Source organism: Phenylobacterium sp. RIFCSPHIGHO2_01_FULL_69_31, from assembly GCF_001824475.1.
Lineage (GTDB): Bacteria > Pseudomonadota > Alphaproteobacteria > Caulobacterales > Caulobacteraceae > Phenylobacterium.
In genome coordinates this window covers 1-19,518 of record NZ_MHXN01000036.1, presented here as the reverse complement: position 1 = coordinate 19,518, position 19,518 = coordinate 1, and the positions used below count along the sequence as shown (strand labels likewise).

Sequence of the window (19,518 nt, the reverse complement as noted above, 5' to 3'; positions counted from 1 at the left end):
CCCCCGACCTGGAGGCGCTGCTGCAGGCCGAGACCATCGCCGTCACCGCCGGCCCGCGCCCGTTCGAGGAGGAGAGCGTCCTGGCCGCGGTGCGCGAGGGGCTGAAGTCGCTCTCCACCTTGCGCTTCCGGTACGAGGGCGGCTCGACGCCGGGCCGCGTCCGCGAGGTGATCCCCTGCGGCATCCTGTTCGGCCGGTCGAACTATCTGGTGGCCGAGGAGGTCGGCGCGGGGGCGGGCCCCCGCAACTGGCGTCTCGACCGGATCTTCGACGTCGAGGTCACCGGCGCGCCGGGCGCGCCGCCCGAAGGCTTTTCGCTTCAGGCCTATGCCGACGAGAGCTTCGGCATCTACCAGGACGACACCCACGACGTGGTCCTGCGGATCCTGCCCGAAGGTCGCGAGGACGCCGTGCGCTGGCGCTTCCATGCGCGCCAGAAGGTCGAGACCCAGGCGGATGGCGGCACGATCGTCCGCTTCCGCGCCAGCGGCATGCGCGAACTGGCCTGGCACCTCTTCACCTGGGGCGACAAGGTCGAGATCCTGGCGCCCGAGGCCCTCAGTGAGATGATGGCGGGCGAACTGGCCGCGGCGCTGCGGGTCCACGTCCGGAACTGACGCACCCCGGCTCCAAAGGTCTCTCCATCAGATCAGGAGAGACGCCGATGACCACCGCCCTCGACTACGCCCAGGTCTATGAAGCCGAGTATCGCCCGGGCCGCCGCGTGCGCCGCGCCGTGGCCCGCGTGATCTGGGCCGGCCTGTTCGTGGTGCGGCCCCGCACGGCCCTGGCCATCCTCCGAGAACGCTGAGCTTCCGAAACCCTCTTGCCGGGCGGCCGCGGCCCGTCGTCTATCGACGCCTGAGTTCGATCTCGGGGTGAACGATGAAGGCGCGGCTGATCGCGACGATCCTGGCAGGAGTGTTTCTCATGGGGGCGGCTGCGCCTGACGACGATCCCTACGCGTGGATGGAGGAGATCGAGGGCGCCCGGCCGCTGGAATGGGCCAGGGCGGAGAACGCCCGCTCGCTGCCGCAGCTTCAGAACGATCCCCGCTACGCCGGCCTCTACGCCGACGCCCTGAAGATCGCCACCGCCAAGGACCGCATCCCGGGCGTCGGCTTCGGCGGCGACGGCGCCTTGCGCGACTACTGGCAGGACGCCGAGCACGTGCGCGGCGTCTGGCGCGCGACCAGCCTCGACAGCTACCGCGCGGGCGCCCCTGAATGGCGGAGCATCCTGGACCTCGACGCCCTGTCCAAGGCCGAGAACGCCAACTGGGTCTGGAAGGGCGCCGACTGCCTGCCGCCGGACGATCGGCTCTGCCTCGTCAGCCTGTCGAACGGGGGCAAGGACGCGGTCGAGGTGCGCGAGTTCGACACTGAGGCCGGCAAGTTCGTCGAGGGCGGCTTCAAGCTGCCCGAGGGCAAGCACCGCCTCGACTGGATCGATGCGGACACCCTGCTGGTCGTCACCGAGTGGGCCAAGGGCGACGTCACCACCTCGGGCTATCCCTTCATCGCCAAGCTCCTGAAGCGCGGCCAGCCGCTGTCGGCGGCCAAGCAGGTGTTCGCCGGCGCCAAGGACGACGGCGGCTATGGCGTGCAGTCCATCGTCCTGCGCGACCCTGCCGGCGCGGTGCAGGCCGTGGTGATCCAGCGGCCCTTGGACACCTTCAACGCCGAATACTACCTGCTGGTGGGCGACCGGCCCCTGAAGCTGGACCTGCCGAAGAAGTCCTCGATCCAGGGCTATCTCGACGGCCGCCTGCTGGTCAGCCTGGAGGAGGGCTGGGACGCCAAGGGGATGAAGGAGGGCGACCTCGTCGACTTCGACCTGGCCGCCGTGAAGCGCAAGCCGGACGCCCTGACGCCCAGCCTGGTCCTCCGCCCGACCGAGAGCCAGAGCGTCGAACAGGTGGGCACGACCCGGACCCGGCTCGTGGTCACCCTGCTGGACAACGTGAAGGGCCAGGTCCTCAGCTTCCAGCGCAAGGGCGGCGCCTGGACCTCGACCCGGCTTGACCTGCCCAAGGACTCCACGATCGCCATCGCCTCGACGTCCGACACCGACGACCGGCTGATCGTCAACGCCGCCAGCTTCCTGACGCCGAACAGCCAGTGGCTGGCCGACGCGGCGGGCGGCGCGTCGGTCCAGCTCCGGACCATGCCGGACCGCTTCGACGCCTCGAAGTTCGTCACCGAACAGTTCTGGGCCACCTCGAAGGACGGCACGAAGGTCCCGTACTTCGTCGTCCACGCCAAGGGGATGAAGCTGGACGGCTCCAACCCGACCCTGCTGAACGCCTACGGCGGCTTCCTCGTCAGCCAGTCGCCCAGCTACTCCGGCGCCATCGGCAAGCTCTGGCTGGAGAAGGGCGGCGTCTTCGTCGTCGCCAACATCCGCGGCGGCGGCGAGTTCGGCCCCCGCTGGCACAATGCAGGGTTGAAGCTAAAGCGAATGAGCGTCTACGACGACTTCTTCGCCGTCTCCGAAGACCTGATCGCCCGCAAGATCACCAACCCCAAGAAGCTCGGAATGATGGGGGGCTCCAACGGCGGCCTCCTGATGGGCGTGGCCCTGACCAAGCGGCCCGAACTCTACAATGCTGTCGTTATACAGGTCCCGCTGTTCGATATGATCGGCTACGACCACATCGGCGCCGGCGCCTCCTGGATCGGCGAATACGGCGACCCCAAGGTGCCGGAGGAGCGGGCCATGCTGATGTCTTACTCCCCGTACCAGAACCTGAAGCCCGGCCAGCCCTATCCGCGGGTGTTCATCGAGACGTCCACCAAGGACGACCGGGTGCATCCCGCCCACGCCCGCAAGGCGGCGGCGCGGCTCAAGGAATACGGCTACGACTATCTCTACTACGAGAACATCGACGGCGGGCACGCGGCGGCGGCCAACCTCAACGAGCGGGCCATGCGCCAGGCCCTGGAGTTCACCTACCTGCAGCAGCGGCTGATGGACTGAGCATGGCCAGGCCGCCCGTCGTCAGCGCCGGCGTCCTGGCCTGGCGACGGCGGCCGGGCGGGCCGCAGTTCCTGCTGGTCCACCCGGGCGGCCCCTACTGGGCGAAGAAGGACGCGGCCGGGTGGTCGATCCCCAAGGGGCTGATCGACCCGGGCGAAGACGGCTGGACCGCCGCGCGCCGCGAGTTCCGCGAGGAACTGGGACTGGGGATCGACGGCGACGCGGAGTCGCTGACGCCGGTCACCGCCAGCGCCAAGACGGTCCAGGCCTGGCTCGTCGAAGCGGACCTCGACGTCTCGCGGATCGCCAGCAACACCTTCGAGATCGAGTGGCCTCCGCGCTCCGGCCGCCGCCAGACGTTTCCGGAAGTGGACCGGGCGGAATGGTTCGACGCCGCCACCGCAGCCATCAAGATCCACAAGGGCCAGCGCCCGATCCTGGCCGAGGCGGTGGAGCGCCTGACTGGAGGTTCTTGAGGCGGCTGAGGGGAGGCGATCCGGCCTCCCCACGAACCCTGGGCTCAGGCGAGCGCCATCGTGCGCCGACGGCGGAGCGTCGCGCCGATCCCGCCGAAGCCCATGATCATCATCGCCCAGGTGGCGGGTTCCGGGACGGCCGCGGAGGAGGAGACGGTGAAGTTATCGATCTGCCACCACTCGCGGGAGAAGGCGGCGATGCTGATGCTCTTCAGCCCGGTTCGGTTCAGGTGGAGCGTCTCCAAACCCGCCAGGCCGTCGCTCGTCGCGCTAAAGTACTCGGTCCTGCCGTCGCCATAGGTGAGGGCAAGCTGATTGGTCGATCGCGCGCCGGAATTCACAATGTCAGCGAAGTCGAACGAGACGAGGTCGAAGAGTGCGCCGTTCGTCCGCGAGATGGTCATGGGGAAGCGGTCCCAGCGATGGGCGAACGTTCCGCCTCCCTGATCCGCATTCTCGACCGCGTCCTGTTGCCAGATGAGGAAGTGCGGGGATTCCGAGTAGGCGGACGTGAAGCTGAACCCGCCATACTCGAACGTCGGGCCGGCGATGTAGTCTCTCCCCGATCCCTCTTTTGCCAAGTCGTCGAAATCAAGCACTTGGACTGCCGCGTTGGCGTTCCAGGCGCAGGCGGACAACGTGACGGCGCAGAGCGCCGCAATCGTCTTCTTCATGTCGGACACCATTCATTTTAACTTGAGACGGGCAGCGCACAGCGGCGCTTGAAGCCCGTCGTTGAACCCCTCGACGCAGGGCCGAGCGGCGCTGATGCGATCTAAGCGGTCGCCAGCGTTTGGCGCCGGCGGCGGAGCGTCGCGCCGATCCCGCCGAAGCCCATGATCATCATCGCCCAGGTTGCGGGCTCGGGAACGCCGCCGACGCTCGAGCCGTCGGCGAAGATTATCTCGCCAACGCCGCACCAGCTGGCCGAGTGGTCCTCCTGGTCGTTCCCGCAGCCGTTGATGTCGAGGGTCAGGTAGCGGGTCGTGATCGGGGCGAACGCGAACACCTCGCTCCGCTGGATGACGGGGTTCTCAGCAGGCGAGAACGACCCGACAAGGCCGCGGCTAGGCGTCGAGATCGACATGGTGCGCTGCACCGTGTTGTTCTCGTCCCACAGCGCCAGCTTGTAGAGCGTGACCTCCCGCCCGAAGTCGAAGACGAGGCTGGCCGAGCGGCTGGACTGGTTGCTCTGCCATTCGGTGTTGAGGGCCCCGCTGTGGGTGACGCCCTGCGCCAGGTAGGCGTCGAAGTCTGTCACACCGGCCGTGTAGCCCACGGAAAGACCGGACTGGTCGATCGTTCTGTCGACGGTCCAGAAGGAGCCGACGGTGCCGCCGCTGGCGACGCTGACGCTGACGGGCGCCACGATGACGGCCGCCGCCGCGGACGAGGTGAGGCTGAGGGCTGCGAGCGCGCCCGCAGCGAAGAGGTTGGTTTTCACGGATACACACCCATCACTGTTTTCGCTTTAGGACGACGGGTCTGTGGCGGGACGGCGGGTCGGGCAAACCCGCGCCGACGAACGTCCGGATTCGTCGTCGAACGACGCTACCGCTTGTCCAGCAGGGCTCGGACGTCCTTCACGTAGGTCTTGCCCACGCGAAGCTCCTCGCCGGACGAGAGCTGGACGCGGAAGTCGCCGTAGCCGCGGTTGCGGATCGACTTGATGCGGTCCGTCCTGACGACCGCCGAGCGGCGAATGCGGATGAACTGGTTCGGATCCAACTGCTCCTGGATCGTGCTCAGGGGGCCCCGCATCAGGAACGGCCCGTCGCGCGTGTGGAGGCGGACATAGTCGCGGTCGGCCTCCATCCAGTCGATCTGGTGGGTCTGGGCGCGGACGTGCTCGCCCTTGCGCTCCACCCAAAAGCCGGTGGCATAGGCCGGCTCGTCGCCCATCTCGCCCCGCAGGGTTCGGACCAGGACCCGCAGGTCCGCCGCCCGCCGGGCCTGGTCGGCCACGGCCAGGGTGTCGCGGGCCCGGGTCAGGGCCGCGCGCAACCGGTCGAACTCCAGCGGTTTCAGCACATAGTCGACGGCTCCGACCTCGAAGGCCCGGATGGCGAAGGTCTCGTGGGCGGTGACGAAGATCACCAGGGGCGGGTCGGCCAGATCCAGCTGTTCGATGAGTTCGAAACCGTCGAGGTTCGACATCTGGATGTCGAGTAGGATCACGTCCGGCTCGAGCTGGCGCACGAGGTCCAGGCCCTCGCGCCCGCTCCGAGCCTTGCCCACGAGCACCACGTCCAGCATTTCGGCCATGGCGAGCTCGACGCGCCGCAACGCCAGGGGCTCATCGTCGACGGCGAGGACACGGAGTGGGGACATGCCGTTCGGGACGCAGTTGCAGCGGACGGCGGTTTTCTCCGCGCGCTCGCGAAAAGTCCATGTCATCCGTCGATGCGATCGCGCCGTTCGTCGTAAGCGGGGCGCTGTAACAGTGACGCCCCGGCTATCCATCAGCCGGGGGCAGGGAAGCTGAAGGTATGAGCGCCACAGACGGGGCCGAGCGGGCCGTTGCGCGCCGGGAGTGGGTGCAGACGGCCGCCATCGCACTGGTCTTCTGGACCGGCATGGAGCTGTGGACGCTGATCCTGCAGGCCATGCGCGGCTCGCCCCTGCCGCTGCGCTATGCGCCAGGGCACGTTGTGGGCGTGGTGATCGCGTGCGGGCTGAGCCTGGCCGGTTTCGCGGCGCTTCGCGCGGTGCGCGACAGGTCCAGGACGGCGCGAGGCGTCGTCGCCGTCGCCGCCCTGCTGATTTCCGCGTGCCTGTTCGCGCTGTCCATGCCGGCCATCCACGTCTTCACGCCCATGCTGCGCAGCGACGACGACTACCGCCTGCAGTATCTCGCCTGGGAAAGCCTCTACTGGCTGGTGCCCTTTGCGCTCTGGCTGCTGCTGGTCCTGGTGCTGGAAAGCGGGCGCAAGGCCCGGCGGCGCGAGGCCAGCCTCTCGGCCGCCCTGATCGCGGCCAAGGAGGCGGAGCTGCGGGCGCTGCACTATCAGGTCAATCCGCACTTCCTCTACAACGCCCTCAACGCCATCGCGACGCTGATCCTGGACGGCCGCAACAGCCAGGCCGAGCGGATGGTCCTGCGCCTGTCGGACTTCTTCCGCGCCAGCCTGGTCCGCGATCCCCTCAGCGAGGTGAAGCTGGCGGACGAGGTGGCCCAGCAGCGGCTGTATCTCGAGCTGGAGGAACTTAGGTTTCCCGATTGCCTGCGCGTGGTCGTCGAGGTCCCGGAGGACCTCGCCGGCGCCGAGGTGCCCAGCCTGATCCTCCAGCCACTGGTCGAGAACGCTGTGAAGCACGGGGTCCATGCGCCCGGCCAGGAGACCCGGATCGAGATCGCCGCCCGCGCCGAGTCCGGGATGCTGGTGTTGCAGGTGGCCGACAACGGGCCCGGGGGCGGGGGCGCTGCGGGGACCGGCGTCGGGATCGCCAATGTCCGCCGCCGCCTCCGCGCCCACTTCGGCGCCGCCGCGCGGCTGGAGGCGGGGCCACACCCCGAGCGGGGCTATGTGGCCACGCTGTTCCTGCCGCTTCGGTTCGCGGGCGGTTAGCGCACCTCGCCGACCGAACGGGCATCGGCGGCGGCACGGACCAGTTGGACGAACTCCGCCCGCTCGCCGAAGGGGTCCGCGCCGCGGGCGCCCTGGGCCAGGGCGATCACGTCGTTCCAGCCGAAGGCGTCCGACACCCGCGGGTCCTGCTTCAGTTTCTGTCCGAAGCCCGCCACGGCGACGGCCCAGCGCGTCGGCTCGGGCGCGGCCTGCAGGGTGGGCGTCGCGTCGGCGCGGGTGACGGGCCGCTCGATGAGCCGTGAGCGGCCTTCGCCCGGCAGCTTGTAACGGATCTTGAGGAACGCCAGCTCGCCCCCGGGCGCAGGGGGCGGCGCATGCCGGCCGTAGCGCAAGGGGTCTGCGGAGGGCGTCGCGCCGGCGGGCGTGATCTCGTAAAGCGCGGTCACGGAGGCGCCGGCCCCCACTTCCCCCGCATCGACCTGGTCGTTGTTGAAATCCTCGCGGTTCAGCATCCGGGTCTCGTAGCCGATCAGCCGGTACTCGCTCACCTGGGCCGGGTTGAACTCGATCTGCACCTTCACGTCGTCGGCGATGGGGATCAGCGACTTGGTGAAGTCCGTGCGGAACAGCTTCCGCGCCTCCTGCAGGCCGTCGACATAAGCCGCCGTTCCGTTCCCGTTCTGGGCCAGCGCCTGCATCATGGTGTCGTTGTAGTTGCCGCGGCCGAAGCCGTAGACCGAGAGATAGACGCCGTCCTTGCGCTTCTCCGACACGAAGTCCTTCAGCTTGGCCGGATCGGCGACGCCGACGTTGAAGTCGCCGTCGGTCACCAGGATGACCCGGTTCACGGCCTTTGGATCGAAGTTCTCCTTCGCCAGCGCATAGGCCAGCGCCAGGCCCTGGCCGCCTGCGGTCGAGCCGCCGGCGTGGAGAGCGCCCAGGGCGCAGCGCATCTTCAGCTTCTGCCGCCCGTCGGTGGGCGCCAGGACCGCGCCCGCCGAGCCGGCGTAGGCGACCATCGCCACCCGGTCCTGTGGGCGAAGCTGGTCCACCAGGAGGCTGAGCGACTTCTGCGCCAGCGGTAGCCGGTCCGACGACGACATGGAACCGGACGTGTCGATCAGGAACACGAGGTTGAGCGGCGGCTGCTCGCCCTTGGGCGGGGCGAAGCCCTGGATGCCCACGTGCAGGATCTGGCGCTCGGCGCTCCACGGCGAGGGCGCCAGGGCGACATAGGAGCTGAACGGTGTCACCCGGCTCTGCGGCCGCGGGTAGCCGTAGTCGAAGTAGTTCACCAGTTCCTCGACCCGCACGGCGTCGGTGGGCGGCCGCACGCCGTCGTTCAGGAACCGGCGGACGTTGGAATAGGCCGCCGTGTCGACATCCACCGAGAATGTGGAGACCGGGTCGGTCGCCACCTGCCGGATCGGATTGGCGGTGGCGTTGGGGTAGCGCTCGGTGTCCCGGGGCTGGGAGGGGGAGGGCTGGTAGCGCTGGGCCGAGACGACCATTTCCTGCAGTCCGCCTGTCGGGGGCGGGGCCGCCCCACTGCGCGGCTGGACGGGCGGAAGGCCTAGGGGCGGGATCTGCGGCGCCATCGTCGGAGGGGGCGGCGGCGGAGGCGGCGGTGCGTAGGCGATGGACGGCCTCGTCCTGCGGGTCGTGTAGCCCTCATCCGGCGAGCGGATCCGGAATCCGAGTTCGGCGCAGGCGTCCGCCGACGGCGCGCCGTCGTAGGCGCGGCGCGGTTGCGCGGCGCCGGGCGGGGCGGACGTGGCCGCGGTCAGGCAGGCCAGCGCCGCGACAGGCAGTCTCTTCAGCGTCATCCGTCTTCCTCCCGGTCCGCCCCTCGCCACAAACTACGCGTGTGGATCGTGGCGGCCGCAAGGCAGCGCTTGGGCGGATAGATGACAAATGTAGTTTATCGTACGAAGCTGGCGCCGTTGATATCGATCACCGCGCCGGTCATCGACGCCGGCGCTTCCAGCGCGAGGTAGGCGGCGGCGCTCGCCACCTCGGCGGGATCGGCCACACGGCCCAGGGGGATGTCGGCCAGCAGCTTGTCGCCGCCGCGGCTGGCCAGATAGTCGTCCGCCATGCCGGTCATGGTGAAGCCGGGGCAGACGGCGAAGGCCAGGATCTGCTCGCGGGCGTAACCCCGGGCGATGGACTTGGTCATGCCCACCATGCCGGCCTTCGACGCCGCATAGTGCCAGTGCGCCGGACTGTCGCCGCGATAGGCTGCGCGGCTGGCGATGTTGACGATCCGGCCGCCGACCCCGCGCTCGCGCCAATGCAGGATGGCGCGCCGGCACAGGTCGGCCGAGGCCTGCAGGTTGATCTGCATCGTGCGGCCCCAGCCGGCGTGCCACTCGTCCAGGCTCGCGTCGACCGCCACCGGCTCGAAGACCCCCGCATTGTTGATCAGCACGTCCACCCGGCCGAGGCGGGCGATCGCCGCATCCCACAGCCGGTCTGCCCCGGCAGGGTCCGATAGGTCGGCGTCGGCGCTGCCGTGGCCCATCGCGTGCGCGCGGCCGGCAAGGGCGTCCAAGATGGCGGCGCCTATGCCGCGGGTGGACCCGGTAACCAGAACGTATGGAAGATCGTCGGCCATACCCCGGGTTAAGGTGGCTGCATCGGACGTTCAAGCACCGGGACCCTCGTCATGACGTTCTATCTCGCCGCCCTGCTGCTGGGCGTGATCGCAGGCCTTCGGGCGGTGACGCCGGCGGCCGCGGTCAGCTGGGCCGTTTCGCTCGGGATTCTCAAGCTGACGGGCACGCCCCTCGGGTTCCTGGGCGCGGCGGCGACGCCATGGATCCTTAGCGTCATCGCGGCGGGCGAGCTGATCAACGACAAGCTGACCAAGACCCCCAGCCGCAAGGTCCCGATCCAGTTTGGCGGCCGTATCGTCTCGGGCGGTCTGGCCGGCGCGGCGGTGGGGCTGTCGGCCGGCGCGCTCCTGCCGGGCGTCGTGCTGGGCGCTGCGGGAGCCGTCGCCGGCACATTGGGCGGCGCGTGGGCGCGGGGCCGGCTCGCCGCGGTGTTCGGCCGCGACCTTCCGGCGGCGGTCATCGAGGACGTCGTCGCTGTCGCCGGCGCGTCCCTGGTCGTGGCGGTCCTGCTGTGAGCCGGGCCTTCGACGCCATCGTCATCGGCGCGGGGCAGGCGGGGCCGGCCCTCGCCGGACGGCTGGCCGCGGCCGGCCGGACCGTGGCCGTGATCGAGCGGAAACATCTGGGCGGAACCTGCGTCAACACCGGCTGCATGCCCACCAAGGCGCTGGTGGCCAGCGCCAAGACCGCCGCGGTCGCCCGCCGCGCCGCCGACTACGGCGTCGTGCTTGAGGGCGGGGTCACCGTCGACATGCCCAAGGTCCGCACGCGTGCCCACACGGTCACGCTGAACGCCCGCAGGGGCCTGGAGGCGTGGATCGGCGGGATGAAGGGCTGCGAGCTGATCCGTGGCCAGGCCCGGTTCGTCGGGCCGCACGAGGTGGAGGTGGATGGCGAGCGCCTCGCCGCGCCGCGGATCTTCATCAACGTGGGCGGACGGGCGGCGGTCCCGGACTTCCCCGGCGTGCGCGACGTGCCGGTGCTGAACAACACCAGCATCCTGGAACTCGAAACGCTGCCCTCCCACCTCGTGGTGGTGGGCGGCAGCTATATCGGCCTGGAGTTCGCCCAGATGTACCGCCGCTTCGGCGCCGAGGTGACGGTGGTCGAGAAGGGGCCGCGCCTGGTCGGCCGCGAGGATCCCGAGGTCTCCGACGCAATCCGCGAGATCCTGGAAGGCGAGGGGATCACTGTGCGGACCAACGCCGAGTGCATCCGCTTCGCGCCCCACCCCGATGGCGTGGAAGTGGGCGTCAACTGCGACTCCGGCGAGCCGACGGTGGTGGGCTCCCACGCTCTCCTCGCCGTGGGCCGGCGGCCCAACACCGACGACCTGGGTCTCGAGGCTGCGGGCCTCGCGGCCGATCCCCGCGGCTACATCCAGGTGGACGACCAGCTCCGAACCAGCGTCGAGGGCGTCTGGGCGCTGGGCGACTGCAACGGCAAGGGCGCGTTCACCCACACCGCCTGGAACGACTATGAGATCGTCGCCGCCAACCTGCTCGACGACGACCCGCGCCGGGTGAGCGACCGGGTCGAGACCTACGCCCTCTATATCGACCCGCCCCTGGGCCGCTGCGGCATGACCGAGACGGCGGCCCGCGCGGCCGGCCACAAGATCCGCATCGGCACACGGCCCATGAGCCGCGTCGGCCGGGCCGTCGAGAAGGGCGAGACGCAGGGGTTCATGAAGGTCGTGGTCGACGCCGACACCGACACCATCCTGGGGGCCGCGATCCTGGGCGTCGAGGGCGACGAGGCGATCCACGTCCTGCTCGACGCCATGGCGGCGAAGCAGCCCTACACGACGCTGATGCGGACCATGCACATCCACCCCACGGTCTCGGAGCTGATACCGACCGTGCTGGGCGAACTGAAGTGAGGGAAGGTTGGAGGCCCGACCGAGAATCGAACTCGGGTGCACGGATTTGCAGTCCGCTGCGTCACCACTCCGCCATCGGGCCACCGGAGGCGAGGCGCGGTGCTATCAGAACGGCCCATACCCCGCAATTGCCTTCCAGGCCGGCGAGCCTATAACCCGCCCACGTAACACCCGCGCCCCTTGAGGATTCCCGATGGTCGACTACACCGCCGCCCGCCTGAACATGGTGGAAAGCCAGGTGCGGACCCAGGACGTCACCGACGTGCGGATCCATGACGCCATGCGCGCCATCCCGCGCGAGCGGTTCGTGCCCGAGGCCGGTGGGCATCTGGCCTATACCGACATCGAGGTGGAATACGCCCCGGGCCGCTGGCTGCTGAAGCCCCGGGACGTGGCCAAGCTGCTGCATGCCCTGCGGCCGATGCCGGGCGAGCGCGCGCTGGCCATCAGTGCGCCCTATGCGGCGGCGGTCATCGAAGAACTTGGCCTGCCGGTGGTCCGCGTCGAGGCCGGCGAGGCGCTGCCCGCGGGCGAGTTCGACGTGATCGTCTGCGAAGGCGCCGTCAGCCGCGCGCCCGAGGCCTGGACGGCCGCCCTGGCCGTGAACGGCCGGCTGGGCGTGGTCGAGCGGGATGGCCCGGTGGGCAAGGCTTACCTCTACGTCCGGGCGCCGGAAGGCCTGGGCCGCCGAGACGAGTTCGACTGCTTCCCGCCGATCCTAGCCGGCTTCGAGCCGCGTCACGGTTTCGCCTTCTGAGCGGGCGAGCGTGAAACACCCTCGAAACGGTGGCGTGAAAAAAGCTTAAGGTGACGCGGCTTGGCCGAGGCGGCAGACGAAAGCATATAAAGGGCGCGTCTCTCGCGAGATCGGGGATAACGAATGTCTATGAAACTCCGCGGCCGCCTGTTGGCCGCGACTGTGTGTGCAGCCGTCGCCGCCGGCATGGCGGCCCCGGCTTCCGCGGAGACCCTGGCCGACGCCATTGCGCTGGCCTACCAGAACAACCCCACCCTCCAGGCCCAGCGCGCGACGCAGCGCGCCCTTGACGAGAGCTACGTCCAGGCCCGCAGCGGCTGGCGGCCGACGCTGACCCTGGGCGGTCAGGCGCAGTGGACCGAAAGTCAGACGCCGATCCTTGGCCGGGAACAGGACTTCAACGGCGACGGCGTGCCCGATTCGAGCGGGACGCCCGGGTCCATCCGCAGCAACTCCGGCGCTGCGCAGCTGACCTTCACCCAGCCGCTGTGGACCGGCGGGCGGGTGGCCGCTGCGGTCAATGCGGCCAATGCGGATGTGCTCGCGGGTCGTGAGAACCTTCGCCGCATCGAGGCCCAGGTGCTCGTTTCGGTGATCCAGGCCTATTCCGACACCCGCCGCGACCAGGAGGCGCTCCGGATCCGCCAGGAGAACGTGAATGTCCTGACGCGGCAGCTGCAGGAGTCGAATGCCCGCTTCGATGTGGGGGAAGTCACGCGCACGGACGTCGCCCAGTCGCAGGCGCGCCTGTCCCAGGCTCAGGCTCTCCTGCAATCGGCCGTCGCCCAGCTTGCGATCACGCGGGCCAGCTACGCTACGCTGGTGGGCCAGAACCCCGGTGAGCTGGCTCCAGAGCCGTCTCTGGCCTTCCTGCTGCCGACCGATCCGGACGAAGCCTACAAGGTCGCCGAGCAGTTCAATCCGCAGCTACGCGCCCAACAGTTCACAGAGCAGGCCAGTCGCGCTCGGGTGGCAGGCGCCAAGGCCGACCGGCTTCCGCAGGTCAATGCGCAACTCGGGGTCACCCAGCGGGGCGTAATCGACCCGTTCGAGCCTCGTGACCGTTTCGGACGGACCTACAGCGCGACGATCAGCGCCTCGGTGCCGCTCTTCTCCGGCGGTCTCACCTCGTCTCGCGTCCGCCAGGCGGTGGAACGCAACAACGCCGACCGGATCACGGTGGAAGGGGTGCGCCGCAACGTGCTTCAGGGCGTCACGCAGTTCTGGAGCCAGCTGATCGCCGCGCGCGCCAACATCTCGTCCAGCGACGAGCAGGTGCGCGCCGCGCGGATCGCCGCCGAGGGCACGCGGCAGGAGCAGCAGGTGGGCCTGCGCACCACCATCGACGTGCTGAACGCCGAGCAGGAACTCCGCCAGGCGGAGCTCAACGCCGTAACCTCGCGGCGCGACGAATACGTGGCGGCGGCCAACGTCCTGGCCACCATGGGCCGGCTGGAAGGGCGCAACCTGGTTCCGACCGTGCCGCAATACGACGCGGCCAAGAACTTCCGGAAGCTGCGGATGACCTGGGGCTGGGTGCCGTGGGAAGAAGCCGTGGCCGTCGTCGATCAGCTCGCCACGCCCTATCCGGGGCATAAGCCCGGCGAGAAGCCGGTCGAGGCGCCGCTCGCGCCCGGCCTCGCGCCCGCGCCGGCGGTCCAGCCCGCTCCGGCGACCCGTTGACGCGCCGTTCCTAGGGAAATTGCAGGAACGGCCGCACACGCTTAGGGTCCTGGACCAAGACTCAACCGCGGCGGCCGATTCATGTCCGAACAGACGTCCCAAGAACCGACGATGGAGGAGATCCTCGCCTCCATCCGCCGCATCATCTCGGAGGACGAGCAGCCCGCCGAGGGACCTGCGGCGCCGGTCGCCGAGCCCGAGCCCGTGCCGACGGCGCGCGAGCCCGACCTGCCGCTCCCCGAACCCGAGCCTGAGCCCGTCGCGGCGGCCGCGCCCGCGCCGGTGTTCGAGGAGGAGGAAGACGAGGGCGATCTGGAGCTGACCCAGAAGGTCGAGACCCACGGCGACCTGGATTTCGTCGCCGCCGACGAGCCGGCCCCTGCGCCGGAGCCGGAGCCCGAGCCCGTCGCCGCCCTGCCGCCACTGGCCGAACCGCCTCCGTCCGGCGGCCTGGTCAGCGATCACGTGGCGGCCGCCGCGGCCTCCGCCTTCGGCCAGCTGTCCTCCGGCATCCTGATGCCCGCCGAGGGCCGGACCCTGGAAGACGTGGTTCGCGAGATGCTGCGGCCCATGCTTCAGCAATGGCTTGACGCCAACCTGCCGGGCATCGTCCAGGCCGCAGTTGAGGCCGAGGTCGAGCGCATCGCCCGCGGACGGGTACGCTAGGCCGACCGAATTGCTCCCCCTCCGGGGGAGCTCCCGCGACGCGGGTGAGGGGGTTTCAGCTCAGAGCGTCCAGCTCCGGCCGTCGCCGCGGGTCGGCAGCGGCGATTTTTGAGCGGACCCCCCTCCGTCGGCTTCGCCGCCACCTCCCCCAACGGGGGAGGAACTGCTATCTGCACCCGCCCAGCCAGAAAATCCGCACATGCTCGACAAGACCTTCGATCCCAAGACCGCCGAACCGCGCCTCTATGAAGCCTGGGAGACGTCAGGGGCCTTCGCGCCCATCGACGACCCGGCCGCCGAACCGTTTTCGATCGTCATCCCGCCGCCGAACGTCACCGGCTCGCTGCACATCGGGCATGCGCTGAACAACACCCTGCAGGACGTCCTGATCCGCTTCGAGCGGATGCGCGGGAAGGCCGCGCTGTGGCTGCCTGGCACGGACCATGCGGGCATCGCCACCCAGATGGTCGTCGAGCGCCAGCTCGCCGAGGCCGGGAACCGCAGCCGCCGCGACATGGGTCGCGACGAGTTCGTGGCCAAGGTCTGGGAATGGAAGGCTGAGTCCGGCGGGACGATCGTGAACCAGCTGCGCCGCCTGGGCGCGTCCTGCGACTGGAGCCGTGAGCGGTTCACCCTGGACGAGGGCCTGTCGGCCGCGGTCCGCAAGGTGTTCGTCACGCTCCACAAGGAAAAACTCATCTACCGCGACAAGCGGCTGGTGAACTGGGATCCGCACTTCCAGACCGCCATCTCGGACCTGGAGGTCGAGCAGCGCGAGGTCGACGGCCACTACTGGCACTTCGCCTATCCGCTGGAGGACGGCTCCGGCGAGATCGTCGTCGCGACCACGCGGCCCGAGACCATGCTGGGCGACACCGCGGTCGCGGTGCACCCCGACGACGAACGCTACAAGGCGCTGGTCGGGAAGGCGGTGCGCCTGCCGATCGTCAACCGCCCCATCCCGATCATCGCGGACGAATACCCGGACCCTGAGAAGGGCTCGGGCGCGGTGAAGATCACGCCGGCGCACGACTTCAACGACTTCGCGGTGGGCAAGCGCCACAACCTGCCGATGATCAACGTTTTCGACGACTTCGCGCGGATCAACGACAACGCCCCGCCGGAATATCGCGGCCTGGACCGCTTCGCCGCGCGCAAGAAGGTGGTCGAGGCTTTCGAAGCGCTGGGCCTGCTGCGCGAGATCGAGAAGACCCGCCACACCGTCCCGCACGGCGACCGTTCGGGCGTGGTGGTCGAGCCCTATCTGACCGACCAGTGGTACGTCGCGGCCGACGTCCTGGCCAAGCCGGCGATCAAGGCGGTCGAGGAGGGCGAGACGGTCTTCGTGCCCAAGAACTGGGAGAAGACCTACTTCGAGTGGATGCGGAACATCCAGCCGTGGTGCGTCTCGCGCCAGCTGTGGTGGGGCCACCGTATCCCGGCCTGGTACGGCCCCGACGGCAAGGCGTTCGTCGAGGAGACCGAAGCCGAAGCCCTGCGGAAGGCCGAGGAGCACTATGGCCGGCCAACCGAGCTGAAGCAGGACGAGGACGTCCTCGACACCTGGTTCTCGTCGGGCCTGTGGCCGTTCTCCACCATGGGCTGGCCGGAGAAGACGTCCGACTTGGCGCGGTTCTATCCGACCCACACCCTGATCACCGGTTTCGACATCATCTTCTTCTGGGTCGCCCGGATGATGATGCAGGGCATCCACTTCACCGGCGAGGTTCCGTTCAAGCGGGTCTTCATCAACGCCCTGGTGCGCGACGCCACGGGCGCGAAGATGTCCAAGTCCAAGGGCAACGTCATGGATCCCCTGGAACTGGTGGACGACTACGGCGCGGACGCCCTGCGCTTCACCCTGACGGCCATGTCGGGCCAGGCGCGGGACATCAAGCTCAGCCGCCAGCGCATCGAGGGCTATCGCAACTTCGGCACCAAGCTGTGGAACGCCACCCGCTTCTGCCAGATGAACGGCTGCGCCCGCGCGGAAGGGTTCGATCCGGCGTCGGTGGAGCTGACCCTGAACCGCTGGATCGTCGGCGAGACCACGCGCACCGCCCAGGCGGTCACGGCGGCCCTGGCGGACTGCGGGTTCGGGGAGGGGACGGAACAGCTCTACCGCTTCATCTGGAACCAGTTCTGCGACTGGTACGTGGAGCTGGCCAAGCCGCTGCTGACCGGCGCCGACGAGGCCGCTAAGGCCGAGACCCAGGCCACCGCCGCCTGGGTGCTGGACGTGATCCTGACCCTTCTGCACCCGGTCATGCCCTTCATCACCGAGGAGCTTTGGGCCCAGACGCAGGATCTGGGCGCCAAGCGGGCGCACGGCGGCTTCCTGATGACCGCGCGCTGGCCGGACCTGCCGTCGTCGCTGATCGACCCGGCGGCGGACGCCGAGATCGGCCTCGTCATCGAGGCGATCTCGGAGGGCCGCTCGGTCCGCTCGGGCCTGAACGTGCCGCTGTCGGCCAAGCCGCCGCTGCTGGTCCTGGAGGCCAGCGACGCGCAGCGCGCCACCCTCGCGGCCAACGCCGCCCAGATCGCCCAGTTGCTTCGGGTGTCCGAGGTCCAGCCGCTCGACGCGGCCCCGCCGGGATCGATCCCGTTCGTGGTCGCGGGCGCCACCTTCGCCCTGCCGGTGGCCGAGTTCATCGACCTCGCCGCCGAGCGGGCCCGCCTCGCCAAGGAGGTGGGCAGCCTGACGGGCGAGATCGCAAAGATCTCCGGCAAGTTGGGCAACGCCGACTTCGTGGCCCGCGCGCCCGAAGAGGTGGTCGAGGAGAACCGCGAGCGCCTGTCCGAGGCCCAGACCGCCAAGTCCAAGCTGGAAGAAGCCCTGGCCCGGTTGACGGCGGTCGCCTGACGCTACTCGGCCGGCGCGGGGGCTCCGAGCGTTCGGGGTCCCCGCCGCGGTCTTGAGCGCGTGCGCCGCTTGCGCGCCCAGATAACGATGCCCGTGGCGCTGAGCCCGGCGACGACCAGGCCCATGAGCGAGACCAGGATTCGCCCCGGAATCCCCAAGATGCGTCCGGAGTGCAGCGGGAACTGCGCCTGCAGGAAGATGTCGCCGGCGCTGCCCCGGCCCGGCGTCAGCGCCCCGGCCGGCGCGCCCGTGCGGCCGTCGAAATAGAGCCAGGGGTTGCCGAGGCCGCCGTCGCCATGGTCCTCGCCAGGGCGGTAGAAGCCTACCCCGTACACATCGTACGTCGGCGAATAGAAGATGCCGCCCGTCGGCGCGCTCCAGCCGCGCCGACGGGCCTCCGCGGTCGCCAGCGCCAGGATCTGCTCGCGCGAGAGGCCCGGCGTCGCCGGCCTGTCCAGCGCGCGCGGCGTGCGGATGGCGAACGGGTCCTCCGACAGCGGCGACACTAGACCGACCAGCGGCCGCACCACCTCGTGGTTCAGGTTCATCGAGACCGAGGTCACCGCCAGGGTCAGCAACAGGCCCCACAGCCAGACCCCGCCCGACCGGTGCAGGTCGAAGGTCAGGCGGTAGCCGCCTTCGCGCCATCGGAAGGCGAACGACTTGCGCCAAGCGGCCCGCCTGGGGAACGAGATCCACAGCGCCACCAGGCAGTCGATGGTCCAAGCCATGCCGACCACGCCCATCAACAGCACGCCCACGTCCACATCGGACACCAGGGGTAGGGTCAGGCTGTAGTGGAGCCTGTAGAGGAACGGGAGCAGGTTCTCGCGGGTGAGCGAGGGCTGTCCCCAGAAGCGCCGGCCCTGCGGCTCGCCGGTGACGGGGTCGATGGCGAGTTGGTTGAAGTCGAGCGCCGTCGCCTTTCCGGTCTTGGCGTCGGGCCGGGCTTCCACGCCGAGGAGCAGGGCATGGCCCGGCTCCACCGTCAGCGGCAGGAACGTGACCTGAACGCGAGGATCGGCGCGCTCGGCCTCAGCGGCCAGTTCAAGCGGCGCGCGGGTCTCTCCGGCAGTGCGGGCCTCGAAGAGCGCCGGGTTCAGCCATTCGTCGATCTCGTGATCCCACGAGATAATCGCGCCGGTGAGGCCGGCGACGAGCAGGAACCCGGCCACGCCGAGCCCCAGCCACCGGTGCAGGACGACGAGAGCGCCGCGCATCGCGTGCGCCTAGAACCGGCGCCGGACGGTCGCCGTGACCGTGCGGCGTACGCCCAGGAAGCAGTCCCCGCGGGCCAGGCATGTGCTGTAGTAGCGCTCGTCGGTCAGGTTGGTGGCGTTGACGCTGACCAGCCACTCACGCCAGCCGAGCGCGGCATAGGCGTCGCCCACGGTGTAGCTGGGCGTGCGAACGTCGCCGGAGAAGCTCTCGCCCACATAGCGGACGCCGGCGCCGAGGCGAATGCTGACCTCGTCGCTCAGCGCGAACGTCCGGGCGGCGAACAGCGAAGCCTGTCGCTCGGGCGCGCTTTCGAGCGGTCGTCCGATCTCGCCCGGGTTGTTGCTTTCGGTGATCTCGGTCTCGGCGAAGGTGAGGGCGCCCGTGAGGTCGACGCCGGCCAGCCGCGTGGTCGCCTCGACCTCGATGCCCTTCAGCTTGGCCTCGCCGGTCTGGACGGAGAAGAACGGATTGGCGGGATCGTCGGTCAGCCGGTTCCGCTCGGTGATCTCGTAGGCAGCGAGGGTCACAAGGCTGGCGGGTGCGACCTGCCACTTCACGCCGACCTCCCACTGCCGGCCGCGCGTGGGCCGGAAGGAATCGCCGGCGGCGGTCGCGCCCACGACCGGCTGGAAGCTCTCGGCGTAGCTCACATAAGGCGTCACGCCCCGGGGCAAGTCGATCATCGCGGCCGCGCGATAGGTCGTGGCCTTATCCACCTGTGACGGCGAGCCGTCTGCTCCGCTCTTGATGCCGTGGACGGCTCCCCATCCCCCGCCGCACCGTGAGGTCGGCAGAGATGGAGGAGCGCCATGGAAGAGGTCGTCACGGTGGGCTTGGATA

General features: G+C 69.6%; 18 protein-coding genes and 1 tRNA gene. 11 read left to right on the top strand and 8 right to left on the bottom strand.

Annotated features, from left to right (window positions below; all coding sequences use genetic code 11):
* The 4 genes from A2790_RS19505 to A2790_RS19490 all read left to right on the top strand — a co-directional run.
* On the top strand, positions 1–617 hold a 617-nt coding region (locus A2790_RS19505; protein WP_293395224.1), incomplete at its 5' end, for a WYL domain-containing protein.
* A 47-nt stretch (positions 618–664) separates the two neighbouring features.
* A complete protein-coding gene (locus tag A2790_RS19500) occupies positions 665–811 on the top strand; it encodes a hypothetical protein (RefSeq protein WP_293395221.1) in 147 nt (48 codons plus the stop codon).
* A gap of 74 nt (positions 812–885) precedes the next feature.
* Positions 886–2,979, top strand: coding sequence for a prolyl oligopeptidase family serine peptidase (locus A2790_RS19495; protein ID WP_293395218.1), 2,094 nt, complete (start codon positions 886–888; stop codon positions 2,977–2,979).
* 2 nt (positions 2,980–2,981) lie between these two features.
* On the top strand, positions 2,982–3,455 hold the full coding sequence (locus A2790_RS19490; protein WP_293395215.1) for an NUDIX domain-containing protein: 474 nt from the start codon (positions 2,982–2,984) through the stop codon (positions 3,453–3,455).
* A 44-nt stretch (positions 3,456–3,499) separates the two neighbouring features.
* On the opposite strand, the gene A2790_RS19485 is transcribed toward A2790_RS19490, so the two are convergent.
* The 3 genes from A2790_RS19485 to A2790_RS19475 all read right to left on the bottom strand — a co-directional run bounded on the left by A2790_RS19485 (position 3,500) and on the right by A2790_RS19475 (position 5,786).
* Positions 3,500–4,129, bottom strand: coding sequence for a PEPxxWA-CTERM sorting domain-containing protein (locus A2790_RS19485; RefSeq protein WP_293395212.1), 630 nt, complete (start codon positions 4,127–4,129; stop codon positions 3,500–3,502).
* 101 nt (positions 4,130–4,230) lie between these two features.
* Positions 4,231–4,899 carry a PEPxxWA-CTERM sorting domain-containing protein gene (locus A2790_RS19480; RefSeq protein WP_293395209.1) on the bottom strand — a complete coding sequence of 223 codons (669 nt, stop codon included), beginning with the start codon at positions 4,897–4,899 and terminating at the stop codon, positions 4,231–4,233.
* Between the two features lie 107 nt (positions 4,900–5,006).
* Positions 5,007–5,786: a LytTR family DNA-binding domain-containing protein gene (locus A2790_RS19475; protein ID WP_293395206.1), complete on the bottom strand. Its 780-nt coding sequence runs from the start codon at positions 5,784–5,786 to the stop codon at positions 5,007–5,009.
* Between the two features lie 158 nt (positions 5,787–5,944).
* Here A2790_RS19475 and A2790_RS19470 point away from each other — a divergent pair, with 158 nt between their 5' ends.
* A complete protein-coding gene (locus A2790_RS19470; protein ID WP_293395203.1) occupies positions 5,945–7,024 on the top strand; it encodes a histidine kinase in 1,080 nt (359 codons plus the stop codon).
* Here the strand turns inward: A2790_RS19470 and A2790_RS19465 are convergent.
* Together A2790_RS19465 and A2790_RS19460 are read right to left on the bottom strand one after the other, a co-directional pair.
* Positions 7,021–8,811 (bottom strand): VWA domain-containing protein, encoded by a 1,791-nt coding sequence (locus A2790_RS19465; protein ID WP_293395200.1) that lies wholly within the window; start codon positions 8,809–8,811, stop codon positions 7,021–7,023. The genes A2790_RS19470 and A2790_RS19465 overlap by 4 nt on opposite strands.
* A gap of 95 nt (positions 8,812–8,906) precedes the next feature.
* Positions 8,907–9,539 carry an SDR family oxidoreductase gene (locus A2790_RS19460; RefSeq protein ID WP_293395197.1) on the bottom strand — a complete coding sequence of 211 codons (633 nt, stop codon included), beginning with the start codon at positions 9,537–9,539 and terminating at the stop codon, positions 8,907–8,909.
* Positions 9,540–9,653: 114 nt separating this feature from the next.
* Here A2790_RS19460 and A2790_RS19455 point away from each other — a divergent pair, with 114 nt between their 5' ends.
* On the top strand, positions 9,654–10,118 hold the full coding sequence (locus A2790_RS19455; protein WP_293395193.1) for a DUF4126 domain-containing protein: 465 nt from the start codon (positions 9,654–9,656) through the stop codon (positions 10,116–10,118).
* Positions 10,115–11,485 (top strand): FAD-containing oxidoreductase, encoded by a 1,371-nt coding sequence (locus A2790_RS19450; RefSeq protein WP_293395190.1) that lies wholly within the window; start codon positions 10,115–10,117, stop codon positions 11,483–11,485. Before A2790_RS19455 ends, A2790_RS19450 begins: the two co-directional genes overlap by 4 nt.
* 8 nt (positions 11,486–11,493) lie before the next feature.
* On the opposite strand, the gene A2790_RS19445 is transcribed toward A2790_RS19450, so the two are convergent.
* Positions 11,494–11,567 (bottom strand) — tRNA-Cys (locus A2790_RS19445).
* A gap of 111 nt (positions 11,568–11,678) precedes the next feature.
* On the opposite strand from A2790_RS19445, the gene A2790_RS19440 reads away from it, so the two are divergent.
* From A2790_RS19440 to A2790_RS19425, 4 genes are all read left to right on the top strand, one after another.
* Positions 11,679–12,242, top strand: a complete 564-nt coding sequence (locus tag A2790_RS19440; RefSeq protein ID WP_293395187.1) for a protein-L-isoaspartate O-methyltransferase — start codon at positions 11,679–11,681, stop codon at positions 12,240–12,242.
* Between the two features lie 123 nt (positions 12,243–12,365).
* Complete coding sequence (locus A2790_RS19435; RefSeq protein ID WP_293395184.1) at positions 12,366–13,925, top strand: TolC family outer membrane protein; 1,560 nt, start codon at positions 12,366–12,368, stop codon at positions 13,923–13,925.
* 81 nt (positions 13,926–14,006) lie between these two features.
* On the top strand, positions 14,007–14,591 hold the full coding sequence (locus A2790_RS19430; protein WP_293395181.1) for a DUF2497 domain-containing protein: 585 nt from the start codon (positions 14,007–14,009) through the stop codon (positions 14,589–14,591).
* Between the two features lie 199 nt (positions 14,592–14,790).
* Positions 14,791–17,457, top strand: a complete 2,667-nt coding sequence (locus A2790_RS19425; protein ID WP_293395178.1) for a valine--tRNA ligase — start codon at positions 14,791–14,793, stop codon at positions 17,455–17,457.
* Positions 17,458–17,459: 2 nt separating this feature from the next.
* Here A2790_RS19425 and A2790_RS19420 read toward each other — a convergent pair whose 3' ends face one another.
* Positions 17,460–18,677, bottom strand: coding sequence for a PepSY-associated TM helix domain-containing protein (locus A2790_RS19420; protein WP_293395175.1), 1,218 nt, complete (start codon positions 18,675–18,677; stop codon positions 17,460–17,462).
* Positions 18,678–18,686: 9 nt separating this feature from the next.
* The coding region (locus tag A2790_RS19415) for a TonB-dependent receptor (protein ID WP_293395172.1) at positions 18,687–19,518 on the bottom strand (832 nt) is incomplete at its 5' end.